Origin of the sequence: Sphingomonas radiodurans (assembly GCF_020866845.1) — a bacterium.
Classification (GTDB): domain Bacteria; phylum Pseudomonadota; class Alphaproteobacteria; order Sphingomonadales; family Sphingomonadaceae; genus Sphingomonas; species Sphingomonas radiodurans.
Genome location: NZ_CP086594.1, coordinates 3,400,715 through 3,414,923 on the forward strand (window position 1 = coordinate 3,400,715; position 14,209 = coordinate 3,414,923).

14 protein-coding genes, 2 tRNA genes and 1 pseudogene are annotated in these 14,209 nt (G+C 65.7%); 6 read left to right on the forward strand and 11 right to left on the reverse strand.

Annotation, left to right across the window (positions count from 1 at the left end; all coding sequences use genetic code 11):
* Positions 1 to 7 precede the first annotated feature (7 nt).
* Complete coding sequence (locus tag LLW23_RS16040; protein ID WP_228946491.1) at positions 8 to 232, reverse strand: DUF3072 domain-containing protein; 225 nt, start codon at positions 230 to 232, stop codon at positions 8 to 10.
* 127 nt (positions 233 to 359) lie between these two features.
* On the opposite strand from LLW23_RS16040, the gene LLW23_RS16045 reads away from it, so the two are divergent.
* From LLW23_RS16045 to LLW23_RS16055, 3 genes are all read left to right on the forward strand, one after another.
* Entirely contained in the window at positions 360 to 2,282 is a 1,923-nt protein-coding gene (locus LLW23_RS16045) for a potassium transporter Kup (RefSeq protein ID WP_408641980.1), read from the forward strand.
* Entirely contained in the window at positions 2,279 to 2,806 is a 528-nt protein-coding gene (locus LLW23_RS16050; protein ID WP_228946493.1) for a 2'-5' RNA ligase family protein, read from the forward strand. The genes LLW23_RS16045 and LLW23_RS16050 overlap by 4 nt, the downstream gene beginning before the upstream one ends.
* A 64-nt stretch (positions 2,807 to 2,870) precedes the next feature.
* Positions 2,871 to 2,947, forward strand: a tRNA-Met gene (locus LLW23_RS16055).
* Between the two features lie 334 nt (positions 2,948 to 3,281).
* On the opposite strand, the gene LLW23_RS16060 is transcribed toward LLW23_RS16055, so the two are convergent.
* Together LLW23_RS16060 and rimO are read right to left on the reverse strand one after the other, a co-directional pair.
* Entirely contained in the window at positions 3,282 to 3,539 is a 258-nt protein-coding gene (locus LLW23_RS16060; RefSeq protein WP_228946494.1) for a hypothetical protein, read from the reverse strand.
* Positions 3,540 to 3,709: 170 nt separating this feature from the next.
* Entirely contained in the window at positions 3,710 to 5,056 is a 1,347-nt protein-coding gene (rimO, locus tag LLW23_RS16065) for a 30S ribosomal protein S12 methylthiotransferase RimO (protein WP_228946495.1), read from the reverse strand.
* A 100-nt stretch (positions 5,057 to 5,156) separates the two neighbouring features.
* Here rimO and LLW23_RS16070 point away from each other — a divergent pair, with 100 nt between their 5' ends.
* Positions 5,157 to 6,257, forward strand: a complete 1,101-nt coding sequence (locus LLW23_RS16070; RefSeq protein ID WP_228946496.1) for an anhydro-N-acetylmuramic acid kinase — start codon at positions 5,157 to 5,159, stop codon at positions 6,255 to 6,257.
* 7 nt (positions 6,258 to 6,264) lie between these two features.
* On the opposite strand, the gene LLW23_RS16075 is transcribed toward LLW23_RS16070, so the two are convergent.
* The 5 genes from LLW23_RS16075 to rpsA form a co-directional block, all read right to left on the reverse strand.
* Positions 6,265 to 6,690: a DUF4112 domain-containing protein gene (locus tag LLW23_RS16075; protein WP_228946497.1), complete on the reverse strand. Its 426-nt coding sequence runs from the start codon at positions 6,688 to 6,690 to the stop codon at positions 6,265 to 6,267.
* Positions 6,691 to 6,695: 5 nt separating this feature from the next.
* Complete coding sequence (locus LLW23_RS16080; protein WP_228946498.1) at positions 6,696 to 8,123, reverse strand: ABC transporter substrate-binding protein; 1,428 nt, start codon at positions 8,121 to 8,123, stop codon at positions 6,696 to 6,698.
* A gap of 11 nt (positions 8,124 to 8,134) precedes the next feature.
* Positions 8,135 to 8,221: transfer RNA gene (locus tag LLW23_RS16085), tRNA-Leu, on the reverse strand.
* Positions 8,222 to 8,268: 47 nt separating this feature from the next.
* The gene (locus LLW23_RS16090; protein ID WP_228946499.1) at positions 8,269 to 8,547 is read right to left on the reverse strand and encodes an integration host factor subunit beta; all 279 of its coding nucleotides are present in this window, start codon (positions 8,545 to 8,547) and stop codon (positions 8,269 to 8,271) included.
* Positions 8,548 to 8,697: 150 nt separating this feature from the next.
* The gene (gene rpsA, locus LLW23_RS16095; protein WP_228948611.1) at positions 8,698 to 10,413 is read right to left on the reverse strand and encodes a 30S ribosomal protein S1; all 1,716 of its coding nucleotides are present in this window, start codon (positions 10,411 to 10,413) and stop codon (positions 8,698 to 8,700) included.
* A 282-nt stretch (positions 10,414 to 10,695) separates the two neighbouring features.
* Between rpsA and LLW23_RS17635 the strand changes: the two genes are divergently transcribed.
* The gene (locus LLW23_RS17635) at positions 10,696 to 10,860 is read left to right on the forward strand and encodes a ribbon-helix-helix domain-containing protein (protein ID WP_333473778.1); all 165 of its coding nucleotides are present in this window, start codon (positions 10,696 to 10,698) and stop codon (positions 10,858 to 10,860) included.
* 85 nt (positions 10,861 to 10,945) lie between these two features.
* Positions 10,946 to 11,158, forward strand: a pseudogene (locus LLW23_RS17715) (type II toxin-antitoxin system RelE/ParE family toxin); the annotation flags it as partial.
* Between the two features lie 75 nt (positions 11,159 to 11,233).
* Here LLW23_RS17715 and cmk read toward each other — a convergent pair.
* From cmk to aroA, 3 genes are read right to left on the reverse strand one after another with little or no spacing between them, the layout of a single operon-like run.
* Positions 11,234 to 11,857: a (d)CMP kinase gene (gene cmk, locus LLW23_RS16105; RefSeq protein ID WP_228946500.1), complete on the reverse strand. Its 624-nt coding sequence runs from the start codon at positions 11,855 to 11,857 to the stop codon at positions 11,234 to 11,236.
* The gene (locus LLW23_RS16110; RefSeq protein WP_228946501.1) at positions 11,854 to 12,831 is read right to left on the reverse strand and encodes an alpha/beta fold hydrolase; all 978 of its coding nucleotides are present in this window, start codon (positions 12,829 to 12,831) and stop codon (positions 11,854 to 11,856) included. The genes cmk and LLW23_RS16110 overlap by 4 nt, the downstream gene beginning before the upstream one ends.
* Positions 12,822 to 14,162 (reverse strand): 3-phosphoshikimate 1-carboxyvinyltransferase, encoded by a 1,341-nt coding sequence (gene aroA, locus LLW23_RS16115; RefSeq protein ID WP_228946502.1) that lies wholly within the window; start codon positions 14,160 to 14,162, stop codon positions 12,822 to 12,824. The genes LLW23_RS16110 and aroA overlap by 10 nt, the downstream gene beginning before the upstream one ends.
* Between the last annotated feature and the right edge of the window lie 47 nt (positions 14,163 to 14,209).

Below are 14,209 nucleotides of genomic sequence, written 5' to 3' on the forward strand. Positions count from 1 at the left end.
ATTGCCGCTACTTCCCTCGCCCTGTCTTCTCCTGCAGCGCATCGATCCGCTTCGACGCATCTGCCTTGTTTAGCGTCTCCTCGAACGGCTCGCCGGCTTCCTCACTCAGCGTCTTTAGGTAGCTCGCCTGTGCCCCGGTCATCGGCTCGTCACCGGTCGTCCAGTCATCGGTATCCTTCTCTGCGTTCGAAAAGGGCTCACTCTTTGGATTGGGTGTGGTGTCGTCAGACATTGTGAATTCCTTTCGTAGCAACCAACCCTTATGTTCGTGAAACGTTCCGTTTGCCGCACGTATGAGCGAGTGCTAGGCGCGCCGAGGCTTCGACAGGATAATGGTGGCTTTTTCTTCCCGTGACCCAGTGTCCAGCGACGAGCCGGTGAACATCCCCACCGCCGCAGGCGTGCCTCACGAGCACGGTCATCAGAACGATGGCCTAGGCAAGCTCGCACTCGGCGCCATCGGTGTCGTGTACGGCGATATCGGCACCAGCCCGCTCTATGCGATGAAAGAGGTCTTCGTCGGCCATCATCCGTTGGCGGTGGACCAGCTGCACATTTTCGGCGTGGTCAGCCTCGTATTCTGGTCGCTCGTTCTAATCGTGACGTTCAAATACGTCATGGTGATCCTGCGCGCCGACAATAATGGCGAGGGCGGCAGCCTCGCGCTGCTCGCGCTGATCCAGCGCCGGAGCGGAGCGGGCAAGCGATGGGGCCCGAGCCTCGTCATCCTTGGCGTGCTCGCCTCGGCGCTGTTCTTCGGCGATTGCATGATCACGCCGGCGATCTCAGTCCTTTCGGCGGTCGAGGGTCTCGCGACGGTCGAAGCACGGTTCGAGAGCTTCGTCGTCCCGATTGCGGTCGCGATCATGATCGGGCTGTTTTACATGCAGTCGGTCGGGACGGCGAAGGTCGGCAGATTGTTTGGGCCGATTATGGCGGTCTATTTCATCACCCTGACGGTGCTTGGAATCATCCACATCGTCGCGCAGCCGCAGATTCTCCTCGCGATCGATCCGCGCTGGGCTGTACAGTTTGCAGCGACCGACGGCATGCTCGCCTTCCTTGCGCTTGGCTCGGTCGTGCTTGCGGTGACGGGGGCGGAAGCCCTCTACGCCGACATGGGGCATTTCGGCCGGAAGCCGATCGCTTACGCGTGGCTGTGGTTCGTCTTCCCGGCGTTGATGCTCAACTATCTGGGCCAGGGCGCGATGATGCTCGGCGACCCGACGACCGCGCAGAACCCGTTCTTCCTGATGGCGCCCGAGGCCCTGCGCCTGCCGCTCGTCATTCTCGCCACGATGGCGACCATCATCGCCAGCCAGGCGGTGATTACCGGAGCCTATTCGGTGGTGCAGCAAGCGGTCCAGCTCGGGCTGATGCCGCGGCTGCGGATCGATCACACCAGCGCCTCTGCCGCGGGTCAGATCTACATTCCGTCTGTCAACTGGGCGCTGCTGACGATGGTGCTGCTGCTGATCATGGGCTTTCGTGAGTCGTCGAACCTCGCGGCAGCGTATGGCATCGCGGTGACCGGCACGATGTTCATCTCGACCTGCATGGTCGCGGTGCTCATCCGCCGCGTGTGGCAGTGGCCCATGTGGTATGTCGTTCCGTTCGTCGCGCTCTTCCTGTTCATCGACGGCATGTATTTCGCATCGAACCTCACCAAGGTGCCCGATGGCGGCTGGTTCCCGCTGCTGGTGGCGCTGGTCGTCTTCGTGCTGCTCACCACCTGGGCGACAGGGCGAAAGCTGATGCTCCAGCGGATGCGCGAGGGCGCCATGCCGATCAAGGTGTTCATCGGCTCAGCAGCGAACAGCGCGACCCGCGTTGGCGGCACAGCAGTGTTCATGACGTCGACGCCGGACGGCGTGCCGCATGCGCTGCTCCACAACCTCAAGCACAACCGCGTGTTGCACGAACGCGTGATCCTGCTGACCGTGAAGGTCACTGACATGCCGTATTACCCGGAGGCCGACCGGTTCATGCATGAAAATCTCGGGGAGGGGTTCCACCGCGTGATCCTGCGCTACGGCTTCATGGAATCGCCCGACATCCCGGCGGCGCTGAAGTCCTTCCACCAGTGCGATGGCGAATTCCGCATGATGGACACCAGCTTCTTCCTGTCGCGTCAGACGCTGCTGGCCTCGGAGCGCCCCGGCATGGCGCTCTGGCGCGAGAAGCTGTTCGCGTGGATGCTGCGCAACGCCGAAAGCGCGATGGAATTCTTCCGCCTCCCGACCAACCGCGTCGTCGAACTCGGCAGCCAGATCGAGATTTGACCGAGTTCCGGAGTTCTGCCCCCGCGCCTATCATCGTCACGGCGCTGCTGGGGAAGGCTGACCAGGCCTACTTCGACGAGTTGCGCCGCGCGCATTTTCCGCCCGAGCGCAACCATCTCGACGCGCACCTGACGATGTTCCACCATCTGCCCCCGAGTACGGCGGATGAAGTGAAACACCGCCTGACGCAGGAAACCCGCGGCGTGCCGGCGCCCGAGGCGCGGCTGGTAGCGCCATACTCGCTCGGCCGCGGCGTCGCCTATCGGATTGACAGTCCGGGCCTCGCAGCCATTCGCGCGCACCTTGCCGAGGCGTTCGCCGGACTCCTGACGCCGCAAGACCAAGCCGGCTGGCGCGCTCATGTAACAGTGCAAAACAAGGTGGAGCCGAAGGTAGCAAAATCGCTGCTGGCCGACCTAGCGTCGAGCTTCCAAGCCCGCCCGCTCGCGATCGCTGGGCTTGCAGCCTGGTGGTATCGCGGCGGGCCATGGGAGCCGCTGTCGCGCCACATGTTCGCGGGTTGACCGCTTACGAACCCCTGCTATAGCCCGCGCCTCGCGAGCGGTGCTTGCCCCTTCACGAAGGCGCGGCGGAGTAGCTCAGCTGGTTAGAGCACGGGAATCATAATCCTGGGGTCGGGGGTTCAAGTCCCTCCTCCGCTACCACTCGCGAAGGGCGAAGACGGCGTACATCAGGCGCGCCGCAGTTGACCCGGCGGTACGGTCGCGGGCACATTGACTATAATGAACAAGACGAACGGCCGCACCGGCGCGCGAGCACGCGCCAACATTCAACCTCCCCCAACTGTCGCCGAGCTCGACGCCGCCCGGCGTGAGGTCACTCAGATCGAAGGTCGGCTAGCCGATCTCTCTGCGGGGCACCCATCGGTAAAGACGTGGAAGGCGCGTCTGAAGGCCGCACAGGCTATTGTTGCTCGCGCACCGCGCAATTGATCACGGTTCGGATCAGCCGAGGGGGAAGCGCCCCCTCGGCCTCTCTTTAATTGCTGTCGGAGTCGTCGTCGTTTTCGTTGTCGATGATCAGGTAAGCCACGCCTGCAACGACGCCAGCGCCGATCAGGATCGGGATGACGCTATTGCCCGCAGCGCGATCTTTCTTCGAGGTTGGCGTGCTTGCGCGCACCGACTTCGAGACAGACAGCTTGGATGCGGCGTTAGCGGCAGGTGCGGCTGAGGCTGCGACAGGCGCAACGACGAGCGCACTTGCTGCGAGCCCCGTGAGTAGTTTGGGGACCATTTCGGTTCTCCTTAGTAAGCGCCCGCACGATGCGGACGCAGGTCGTCAACTGCCGACGCGCCGAGAAGTCGCATTTGGCTCGCATTTGAGAAGCGACTGGAAGGGCTTGGCCTGTTGCACAGCCTCGGGTTCGGCCGATCGGGAGAGGCGGCGAACGACCGCACGGGCCTTCAGCCCCCGATCGGCACCCCGAACAGGTCGTGTTCGTCGGCGTCCTCGATCGCCACCCGCACGATGTCGCCCGCCGCGAGATGCCCGGCATCACGCAGATGGACTTCGCCGTCGATCTCCGGCGCATCGGCGTACGATCTTCCGGTCGCGCCGTCCTCGCCGACCGCGTCGATGATCACGTCGAGCGTGCGGCCGATCTTGGCCTGCAGCTTCGCCGCGCTGATCGCCGCGGTCTTCTCCATGATGCGCGCGTAGCGCTCTTCCTTCACCTCTTCGGGCACCGGGTTGGGCAGGAAGTTCGCACTCGCCCCTTCGACCGGCTCGAAGCGGAACGCGCCCACACGGTCGAGTTGCGCCTCGTCGAGCCAGTCGAGTAGATATTCGAAATCCGCCTCGGTCTCGCCCGGGAATCCGACGACGAAGGTCGAGCGGATCGCGATGTCGGGGCAGATCTCGCGCCAGCGCCGGATGCGGCTCAGCACCTTGGCATCGTTCGCCGGCCGCTTCATCGCGCGCAGCACGTTGGGCGCGGCATGCTGGAACGGAATGTCGAGATACGGGAGCACCAGCCCATCGGCCATCAGCGGGATCACCTGATCGACGTGTGGATAAGGATAGACGTAGTGCAGCCGCACCCACCCCGTTACCGGGGCGACGATCCGCCCCAGTTCGCGCGTCAGATCGGTCATGTGCGCACGAACCTCACCACCGCCCTTCAACGGATAGGATGCATGGCGCAGGTCGACGCCATAAGCTGACGTATCCTGGCTGATGACCAGCAATTCCTTCGTGCCGGCCGCGACGAGCTTTTCCGCCTCGCGCAGGATCGCATCGGGCCGCCGGCTGACGAGGTCGCCGCGCAACGAAGGGATGATGCAGAAGGCGCAGCGGTGATTGCAGCCCTCCGAAATCTTGAGATAGCTGTAGTGCCGCGGCGTCAGCTTCAGCCCGGCATCGGGGATCAGATCGATGTACGGCGACAGGTTCGCCGGCGCAGCCTCATGCACCGCCTCGACGACTTGCTCGTACTGATGCGCCCCGGTGATCGCGAGCACGCTCGGGAAGCGCGCGCGGATCACCTCCGCCTCCTTGCCCATGCAGCCGGTGACGATGACTCGCCCGTTCTCGGCGATCGCCTCGCCGATCGCCTCCAGGCTCTCTTCCTTGGCGGAATCGAGAAAGCCGCAGGTGTTGACGAGCACCACGTCCGCCCCGGCGTAATCGGGGGACATGTGATAGCCATCAGCGCGCAATTGGGTCAGGATCCGCTCGCTATCGACGAGGTTCTTCGGACAGCCGAGCGACACCATGCCCACGCGGGGCGGTGAGGGAAGACGAGTTGCCATGAGAGGCGGCGACATAGTGCCGTTCGGCTCAATTTGCCATATGCGCTCCAATCTGCTCGGCGTAGAGCACCGCGGAGGCGGGTAATCAGGGAACAGGCTTATGCTGGCGATCGGATTGATGTCCGGCACCTCGCTCGATGGTATCGACGCGGCGCTGATCGAGACCGACGGCGAGACGCAGGTGCGCTCGATCGCCTTTCGTGGCGAGCCTTACTCGGATGCCGCGCGCGCGCAGCTTGCCGACGCGACGGCATTGGCGCTCACCTTCGATCGCCCGCGTGCCAGCCCCGACGTCGTCGCCGCATCTGATCTGATCACCCGCACGCACGTCTTCGCGGTGCAGAAGCTGCTGCGGGACGCGGGCCGCAGCGCGGAGGAGATCGACGTGATCGGCTTCCACGGCCAGACAGTGGCACACCGGCCCGATCGCGGCTGGACGTGGCAGATCGGCAGCGGGCAGACGCTGGCTGACGCCACGGGGATTGTCACCGTAGCTGAGTTGCGTAGCGCCGACGTAGCCGCAGGCGGGCAGGGGGCTCCCCTGCTGCCGGTCTACCACGCCGCGCTTACCGCCGCGCTGGAGCGGCCGCTGGTTGTGCTCAACCTTGGGGGCGTCGCCAACGTCACTTGGATCGGTGACGATGGCAGCATCGTCGCGTTCGACACCGGGCCGGCGAATGGCCTGATCGATAGCTGGATCGAGAGTGAAACCGGCGCGCGCTTTGACGCGGGCGGTGAATTGGCGGCGATGGGCCGGGTCGACGAGGCAGTGCTCACCGCCATGCTCGATCACCCCTATTTCGCGCAGACGCCACCCAAGTCGCTCGACCGCAACGATTTTACCATCCAGCCGGCACGCGGGCTCGCTACCGCTGACGGCGCTGCGACCTTGACCGCCTTCACCGCGGCGACCGTCGCCGAGGCGATTACGTTGCTGCCGGCGAGGCCGCAGCGATTGCTGGTAGCGGGTGGCGGACGCCACAATCCAACGATGCTCGCAATGATTGCGCAGCGAACGGGTTTAATCCCGGAGCCGGTCGACGCGCTAGGCTGGAACGGCGACGCAATTGAGGCGGAAGGCTTCGCCTACATGGCCGTCCGCACGCTCAAGGGTCTGCCGATCTCTTATCCCGGCACCACTGGCGTACCGAAGGCAACCGTAGGCGGCGTGATCCATCAGCCGCAGCAACAAGAAGCCTGACTGGCGCTTACCGCTCGATCGTCACCGTCGCAGGATGGTACCGATCCAGATGCCGCTTAATCGTCTTCAGGCTGCGCGTGTTCGAACGGTAGAAGAAGTCCGCCGCGTCGCCGACGAACGGGATGAGGCCCAGAGCGGTGTCGAAACCGACGCGCCCACCCATCCGCAACAATTGCATTTTGCTCATCCCGAGATTGCGAGCTTCCCACACGATATAGGCGCCCAACCCTGCGGCGATGACGTCTCCAATCACCGGCACCAGCCCTAGGATGAAATCCAGCCCGACTTTCCGGTTCATGCCCGGCACTTCGATCATCCCTTCGAGCAAACGCTCCATTGCTTCGACTCGACGACGCACCGATGCGGGATCGCGCCCGAGCGGCAGCGATGCGGCGAGTTGCGCGGCGGGGTGCGGGCGGGCGTCTTGCGTCATGGATATCAATTGGTGTCGCGGCGCAGGCGGTTCAACGGGTGCCAGGCGCGCTCGTTCGGCTCCCACGCGCGCAGCCGCTGCGCCACCAGCGACCAGCGGAACGGCCGCGCAATCGGGATGAAGGCGATGTCCGCGGCAAGCGCGGCATCGGCCACTGCCAGCGTCCGCGCGCGCTCCGCCAGCGTCGGCGCCAATCGCGCCGCCTCGATCGCCTCGGTCGCGGCCTCGCCGCACGGCTGGCAGGCGGTGGAAAGGTACCAGCGCGCGCTGTCAAACGGCGCTACCGCATCGACTAGCCGCAGGTCCGCCTCGTCTGCCATGCCGACGCGGATCGGCCGGACACCGATCGCATAAAGGTCGAGGGCAAGCCGCGCCCACAGCAGCGTGCCGCCACTGCCGGGGGGTAGCGCGATGCGCAGTTCCGGTATCGCGGCGTTCGCCGTGCGCCATGCCGCAATCTGCACGCGCGCCGCCGCCAGTCGCTCGTCGGGAGCGACGCCGGACCATGCCGCGGGGGTCGGCGGCGCGGAAGAGTCGAGCGCCGCTGGCAGCAACGTTTCGGTGGGCTGCCAATCGTCTGTCACGGCGCGCGTCAATGCCGTACGATCGATCGCCATCGCGACGGCGGCGCGGTTCTCCGGCGTTGCGAGAAAGCCATCGCGCCGTACCGCAGCGAGCCCGAACAACCCGGCGGCTGGATCAAGCCGAATGTTGCGTGGCGCCACGCGAGCAGCGGTGACGAGCGGCCAATGCTCGATCGTGCCACCCGCCAGGAGATCGGACTTGCGCGCAGCGAAGCGCAGCACGCCTGCCGACGCCCGTTCGGCGACCAACAAAACCCGGTCTTCCGGCGTCGTTGCGACCTGTTCGTCCTCGGCACGATTGGAATCGACCGCCGGCGCCAGCCGCGTGACGCGACGGGGGGCGCCGACGATCTGCATCGGGCCGCTACCGGCTGACCGGGCAGTGCGGATGATCGCCATCTCAGGCTGCGCGAACAGCTTCAACAGGTCCGGGCGTGGGCGTGACAATTCGATCTGGATCACTTGCGGCGTCATCTCGACGATCGAATCGATCGCGGTCAGATACGGCTTGAGCGGATTGTCGGCGCGCTGCGCGATCCGTCGCCGCAAGATCGCGACCACCTCTGCGGCCCGCATCGGGCGCCCGTCCGACCAGGTCATGTCGCGTAGACGGAAGATGTAGGTCGTGCCCGAGTCGGTGACGATCCAACGTTCGGCCACGCCCGGCTCGATTTGGCCGGTGGCGTCGAACCGCACCAGCCCTTGTGCCACGCTGTCGATCAGCAGCCGATCCGCGGTGTCGCTATCGGCCCGGATACCGCCAGAAAGGCTCGGCGCGTCGCCGATCGCGCTGACGATCACCGCGCCGACATCGGGCCGTCGCTCGCATCCGCTGCTGGCGAGCAGCAACGCAATAGTGATGGTGCGGACGGCGGGACTCGAACCCGCACGCCCATACGGGCAGAAGATTTTAAGTCTCCGGCGTCTACCGGTTCCGCCACGTCCGCGCATCACGTGCCACCGAAAGCGGCACGCGGCGCCCCGCGTCAAGCGTTCACACGTTCAGCCGCAGCCGCATTTCCTTGCCAGGCTTGAAATATGGCACCCGCTTCGCCGTAACTTCGACCACTTCGCCGGTGCGCGGGTTGCGGCCGGTTCGTGCATCTCGCGCCCGCGTGGAAAAAGCGCCGAAGCCGCGCAGCTCGACGCGACCGTCTTCGGCTAACCGGCGCACGATCTCATCGAAGAACGTAGAGACGATCGCCTCGATATCGCGCAGCGATAGTCCGGGGTTCTCCTCCGCCAGTTGCTGCACCAACTCTGATCGAATCATCACCCCACCCCAGATCTACAGTCGCGTTTGCAACCGCTAATCGCACTAACACAGGTCAAGCCGGGCCGGAATAGGATGGAAACGACAGGCTCCACCAAACACTAGGGAAAGATGGGCCGGGTGATAGAAACCACCCGGCCCGAACCGTGCTTACTTCTTGCTGTCGCGCGCCTTCAACGCCTCGCCCAGGATGTCGCCCAGCGACGCACCCGAGTCGGACGAACCGTACTGCGCCACGGCCTGCTTCTCCTCGGAGATCTGCATTGCCTTGACCGAGAAGGTCGGCTTCTTCGACCGATCGAAACCGGTGACCATCGCGTCGAACTTCTGCCCGACCTGGAACCGCTCCGGACGCTGCTCGTCGCGGTCACGGCCGAGATCGATGCGCTTGATGAAGCCGGTTGCGCCGTCGTCGCCCGCCTGCACCTCGAGGCCCGCATCGCGAACTTCGAGCACCGTGACTGTGATGACCTGGCTCTTGCCGAGGCGATCGCCCGCCGCGACCGTGCCGCCCGCAACCGGTGCGCCACGCTCGAGCTGCTTCATGCCCAGGCTGATGCGCTCCTTCTCGGGATCGACGTCGAGCACGACGGCCTGAACGCTCTCACCCTTGCGGTGCAGGTTGAGTGCGTCCTCACCCGAAACGCCCCAGGCGATGTCGGACATGTGGACCATGCCGTCGACATCGTTGTCGAGCCCGATGAACAGGCCGAACTCGGTTGCGTTCTTGACTTCGCCCTCGACGGTCGAGCCCACCGGATGATCGGCGGCGAAACGCTCCCACGGATTCTGCTGCGCCTGCTTGAGGCCCAGCGAGATGCGACGCTTGTCAGCATCGACCTCGAGCACCACGACATCGACTTCCTGCGAAGTCGAGACGATCTTGCCCGGATGTACGTTCTTCTTGGTCCACGACATCTCGCTGACGTGGACCAGGCCCTCGATGCCAGCTTCCAGCTCGACGAACGCACCATATTCAGTGATGTTCGTGACACGACCCGACAGCTTCGCGCCGATCGGATACTTGGCCGATGCGCCATCCCACGGATCGCTCTCGAGCTGCTTCATGCCCAGCGAGATGCGCTGCGTGTCCTTGTTGATGCGGATGATTTGCACCTTCACCGTGTCGCCGATGTTGATCATCTCGGACGGGTGCTGGACGCGCTTGTAGCTGAGATCGGTGACGTGCAGCAGGCCGTCGATGCCGCCCAGATCAACGAACGCACCGTAATCGGTGATGTTCTTGACGACGCCGTCGATGATCTGGCCCTCGGCCAGGCTCTGGATCAGGCCCGAACGCTGCTCGGCGCGGGTCTCTTCCAGAACGGCACGGCGCGATACGACGATGTTGCCGCGCTTGCGGTCCATCTTCAGGATCTGGAACGGCTGCGGGATGTCCATTAGCGGGGTCACGTCACGCACCGGGCGGATGTCGACCTGGCTGCCCGGCAGGAACGCCACGGCGCCGTTGAGGTCGACGGTGAAGCCACCCTTCACGCGGCCGAAGATCACGCCCTCGACGCGCGCGGTCTTGGCGAATTCGGTTTCCAGCTTGTCCCATGCGGCTTCGCGGCGTGCGCGGTCGCGCGACAGCATCGCTTCGCCATGCATGTTCTCGACGCGGTCGACATAGACTTCGACTTCGTCACCGACCTTCAGCTCGGCCTTCTGGCCCGGCGCAGGCGCGAACTCGCGCAGCGGCACGCGGCCTTCGCTCTTCAGGCCGACGTCGATAACGGCCATGTCATTCTCGATCGCGGTAACGGTGCCATGCACCACGCGGCCTTCGAAGCTGTCGGCACCGCCGAACATGTCATCGAGCATCGCCGCGAAATCGTCACGTGTTGGAGTTGGCTGAGTCGCCATAAAGTCGTTCGTCCTAATCAGGTCGTTTCCGGCCAAGCGGTTGGTTCCGCTGGTCTTGGCCTTCACCGCCACGCCGGCCCCATGCCGCCGCGGCATCCGCGCGAACAGGGGCTTGAGGACCAAGACGCAGCAATGCGAAAAGGGCGCGAGAGTAAACCCTCCGCGCCGCGCCTCCGCGAACCCCAGCCCGCCGGACCGTGCGCCCTTAGGCGAAGAGGCGCCAAGTGGCAAGGTTGACAATCCTTGCCAAGAACACAGAGTGTTGCATGAAGGAGATCTTGCATGGCGACGATGAACATCTCGCTTCCGGAGGAAATGAAGCTCTGGGTCGAAGCGCAGGCAGCGACCGCTCGATACGGTAATTCGGGTGACGTCGTGCGCGACCTGATCCGCCGTGAACAGATCCGCGCCGACAAGATCGCGAACATGCAGCGCCTGAGCGACTAGGGGCTCGCGAGCGGCATCAGCCCGCTCTCCGGTGAGGAAATCCTCCAGCAGGTACGCGCCCGCGCGCTCGCTGGCGAACTCCCCGATGAGCTATAGACTCACCGCGCGCGCCGAATACGAGTTCAACCAGATCTATCTACGCGGCGTTCGCGATTTCGACACCGACACAGCGGAGCGTTATGCCGAGGGCCTGCTCCGCAATTTTCGGCTGCTCTCAGACTTTCCCGCAGTCGCCCGAGAGCGTGACGAAGTGTCGCCACCCGTTCGCGTCCATCCCTTTCGCTCGCACCTGATCGTTTATCGAGTCGATGATGAAGGCGTATTGATCATCAGGCTGGCGCACGGCCACGAAGATTGGGCAGACGTCGATAATCTAACTGCCTCGCCGCGCCTCGACCAAAGCGATCGCCTTTTCCACCGAGGCTTCGATCGACAGGAAGCTCGTGTCGAGCAGCGCCGCATCGCTCGCCGGCACCAGCGGCGCGGCCGATCGCGAGCTGTCGCGCTGGTCGCGCGCGCGAATGTCCGCGAGCACCTGATCGAACGTCGCCGCCGAGCCGCGACCCTGCAGTTCGGCGTGGCGCCGACGCGCGCGGATCGTCGGCGTGGCGCGCACGAACAGCTTCGCCAGCGCGTTTGGCGCGATCACCGTGCCGATGTCGCGCCCGTCGAGCACCGCGCCGCCCGCCTGCTGCGCGAACCGCCGCTGGCGCTGCAGCAGCGCCGCGCGGACCAGCGGATGCGCCGATACGATCGACGCCACCTTGCCCAGTTCGTCATCGCGCAAGGCCGGATCCGCAAGCATCTGCTCGTCGAAGTTGCACGCGGCGACCGCATCGGCCTCCTTGGTCGGATCGAGCTCCATCTGCAGTACCGTCGCGGCGACCGCGCGATACAGCAGTCCGGTGTCGAGGTGCGGCAGACCGTAATGGCGCGCCAGCGCCCTGGCGATCGTCCCCTTGCCCGACGCAGCCGGGCCGTCGACGGCGATGATCATGCCAGTGCGTCCTGTCGGGCGAGCCACTGGCGCACGATCGCGCGCGCTTCCACCGGCCGATCGTTGAACAAGCCATGCGCCGCACCCGGCACGACGGCGAACTCCGCGCCGGGGGTGCGCGCGGCAAACGCGCCGATCGTCACGGGCCGTGCTTCGTCATATTGGCCGCACAGGAACAAGGTACGCTTTCCTTCCAGCTTGGCGAGCAACGGCTCGCCATCATAATCCTTGAGCGTGCCCGTCGAGACGAACTCGCTTGCGCCCCACATCGCACGATACAGCCGCGCATTCGACCCGCCGCCGTCACCGGCATAGGCGACAACCTCAGCCGACGCGGGTTCGCGCCGGTTGAACGCCGCATAGAAGGCTCGCGTCGGTGCGTCGCACGCGGGCGGCGGCTCCAGCAGCGTCAGTGCGCCGCAGCGCTGCAATTCGTCGCGGATCGGCTGCGGCAGATCGCCGATCAGCACCTGCGCGTCCGCCAGCCAGCTCCTGGTCGAGATCAGCGGACTCGCCAGCGCGAGTCCCTTCAACGCCGCCGGCCGCCGCGCACCATATTCGAGTGCGACCGTGCCGCCCCAGCTCGCCCCGAGCACGTGCCAGCGCGCAATGCCGAGCGCGCCGCGGATCGCCTCCAGCTCATCGACGAAGCGCGCCACGCGCCAATTGGCGGGATCGCCTGGCCGTTCGGACCGCCCAGAATCGAGCTGATCGTACAGGATCACCGCGCGCTCGTCCGCCAGCGGCAGCGCGTCGAGGAAGCCCGCATGCGTGCCGCCGGGGCCGCCGTGGACCATCACGATCGGCGCGCGGGGCGACGTCAGATCGCCGTTCACGCGAACATAGATCCGGCCGCCTTCGACCGGCACCATCAATTCTCGCGTCGGCCGATCAAGCGTGCGCCCCAACGCCGGCACCGCCAGCAGGCTCGCCGCGCCGCCCGCCAGCAGCGACCGTCGATCGATCAGCCCCAAGCCACGCTCCCACCAAGCGACTCGAGCAGCGCGAAGAACGTCGGGAAGCTCGTCGCGACCGGACTGGCGTCGTCGATACTGATCTGCCGGCGCGCATGCAGCCCGGCGACCACCATGCTCATCGCGATCCGGTGATCGAGCTTCGAGGCGATCTGCGCGCCGCCGGGGATCGGATCGCCGCCGCTGCCCTTGATCGACAGCCCGTCTTCATGCTCGATCGTCGTCACGCCATTGGCGTCGAGCGCGGCCTTCATCACCGCGATGCGATCCGATTCCTTGACGCGCAATTCGTCCGCGCCGCGCGCCACGGTGCGCCCGGTGGCGAACGCAGCCGCGACGAACAGCACGGGATATTCGTCGATCATCGCAGGCGCGAGATCGTGCGGCACCTCGATCGCGGTCAGCGCCGTATGCCGCACCCGCAGGTCCGCTACTGGCTCACCACCGACGCTGCGCGGATCGAGCTCGGTGATGTCCGCCCCCATCATCCGCAGCGCGACGATCAGCCCCGCGCGCGTCGGGTTCAGCCCGACATTCTCGATCACCACGTCGCTGCCCGGCACGATCGTCGCCGCGACCATCCAGAACGCCGCTGACGAGGGATCGCCCGGCACCACGATCGACTGCGGCTTCAGCTCGGCCTCACCAGTGATCGAGATGATCCGCCCACGGTTGGTCTGCTCGACATCGATCGTCGCCCCGAACCCCGCCAGCATCCGCTCGCTATGATCACGCGTGGCGATCGGCTCGATCACCCGCGTGATCCCCGGCGTATTGAGCCCCGCCAGCAGCACCGCAGACTTCACCTGCGCAGATGCGACCGGCAGTTCGTATTCGATCGGCACCGCCGGGCAGAGCCCGCGCACCATCAGCGGCAAGCGCCCGCCCGGCGAGGCAGTGATATCCGCGCCCATCGTCGCCAGTGGATCGATCACGCGCTTCATCGGCCGCGACGAAAGCGACGCGTCGCCGATAAACGTCGCGGTGATCGGATGGCTCGCGACCAGTCCCATCAGCAGCCGCGTCGACGTGCCCGAATTGCCCATGCCGAGCGCCGCCTCGGGCTGCAGCAGCCCGCCGACGCCCACGCCGCTAACCCGCCAGATGCCGTCGTCGTCGCGCGCGATGCTCGCTCCCATCGCCCGCATCGCCGCCGCGGTGGCGAGCACGTCCTCGCCCTCAAGTAGTCCCTCGATTCGGCTTTCGCCCACTGCGAGCGCCGACAGCATCAGCGCACGGTGGCTGATCGATTTGTCGCCGGGCACGCGGATACGGCCGTGGAGCCGCTCGGCGGGCTGGATCGTGACGGGGCGGGGAAGGGGGTGCGTCATTGCCCGCGGCGCCTTGCCAGCGGGGTTGTGCTATGGCAATGCCCGCC

Bases quoted from the DNA above. Each gene is read 5' to 3' on its own strand.
- LLW23_RS16040 (WP_228946491.1), bottom strand. From the start codon at position 232: ATGTCTGACGACACCACACCCAATCCAAAGAGTGAGCCCTTTTCGAAC.
- LLW23_RS16060 (WP_228946494.1), bottom strand. From the start codon at position 3,539: ATGGTCCCCAAACTACTCACGGGGCTCGCAGCAAGTGCGCTCGTCGTT.
- rimO (WP_228946495.1), bottom strand. From the start codon at position 5,056: ATGGCAACTCGTCTTCCCTCACCGCCCCGCGTGGGCATGGTGTCGCTC.
- LLW23_RS16070 (WP_228946496.1), top strand. From the start codon at position 5,157: ATGCTGGCGATCGGATTGATGTCCGGCACCTCGCTCGATGGTATCGAC.
- LLW23_RS16075 (WP_228946497.1), bottom strand. From the start codon at position 6,690: ATGACGCAAGACGCCCGCCCGCACCCCGCCGCGCAACTCGCCGCATCG.
- LLW23_RS16090 (WP_228946499.1), bottom strand. From the start codon at position 8,547: ATGATTCGATCAGAGTTGGTGCAGCAACTGGCGGAGGAGAACCCCGGA.
- rpsA (WP_228948611.1), bottom strand. From the start codon at position 10,413: ATGGCGACTCAGCCAACTCCAACACGTGACGATTTCGCGGCGATGCTC.
- LLW23_RS17635 (WP_333473778.1), top strand. From the start codon at position 10,696: ATGGCGACGATGAACATCTCGCTTCCGGAGGAAATGAAGCTCTGGGTC.
- cmk (WP_228946500.1), bottom strand. From the start codon at position 11,857: ATGATCATCGCCGTCGACGGCCCGGCTGCGTCGGGCAAGGGGACGATC.
- aroA (WP_228946502.1), bottom strand. From the start codon at position 14,162: ATGACGCACCCCCTTCCCCGCCCCGTCACGATCCAGCCCGCCGAGCGG.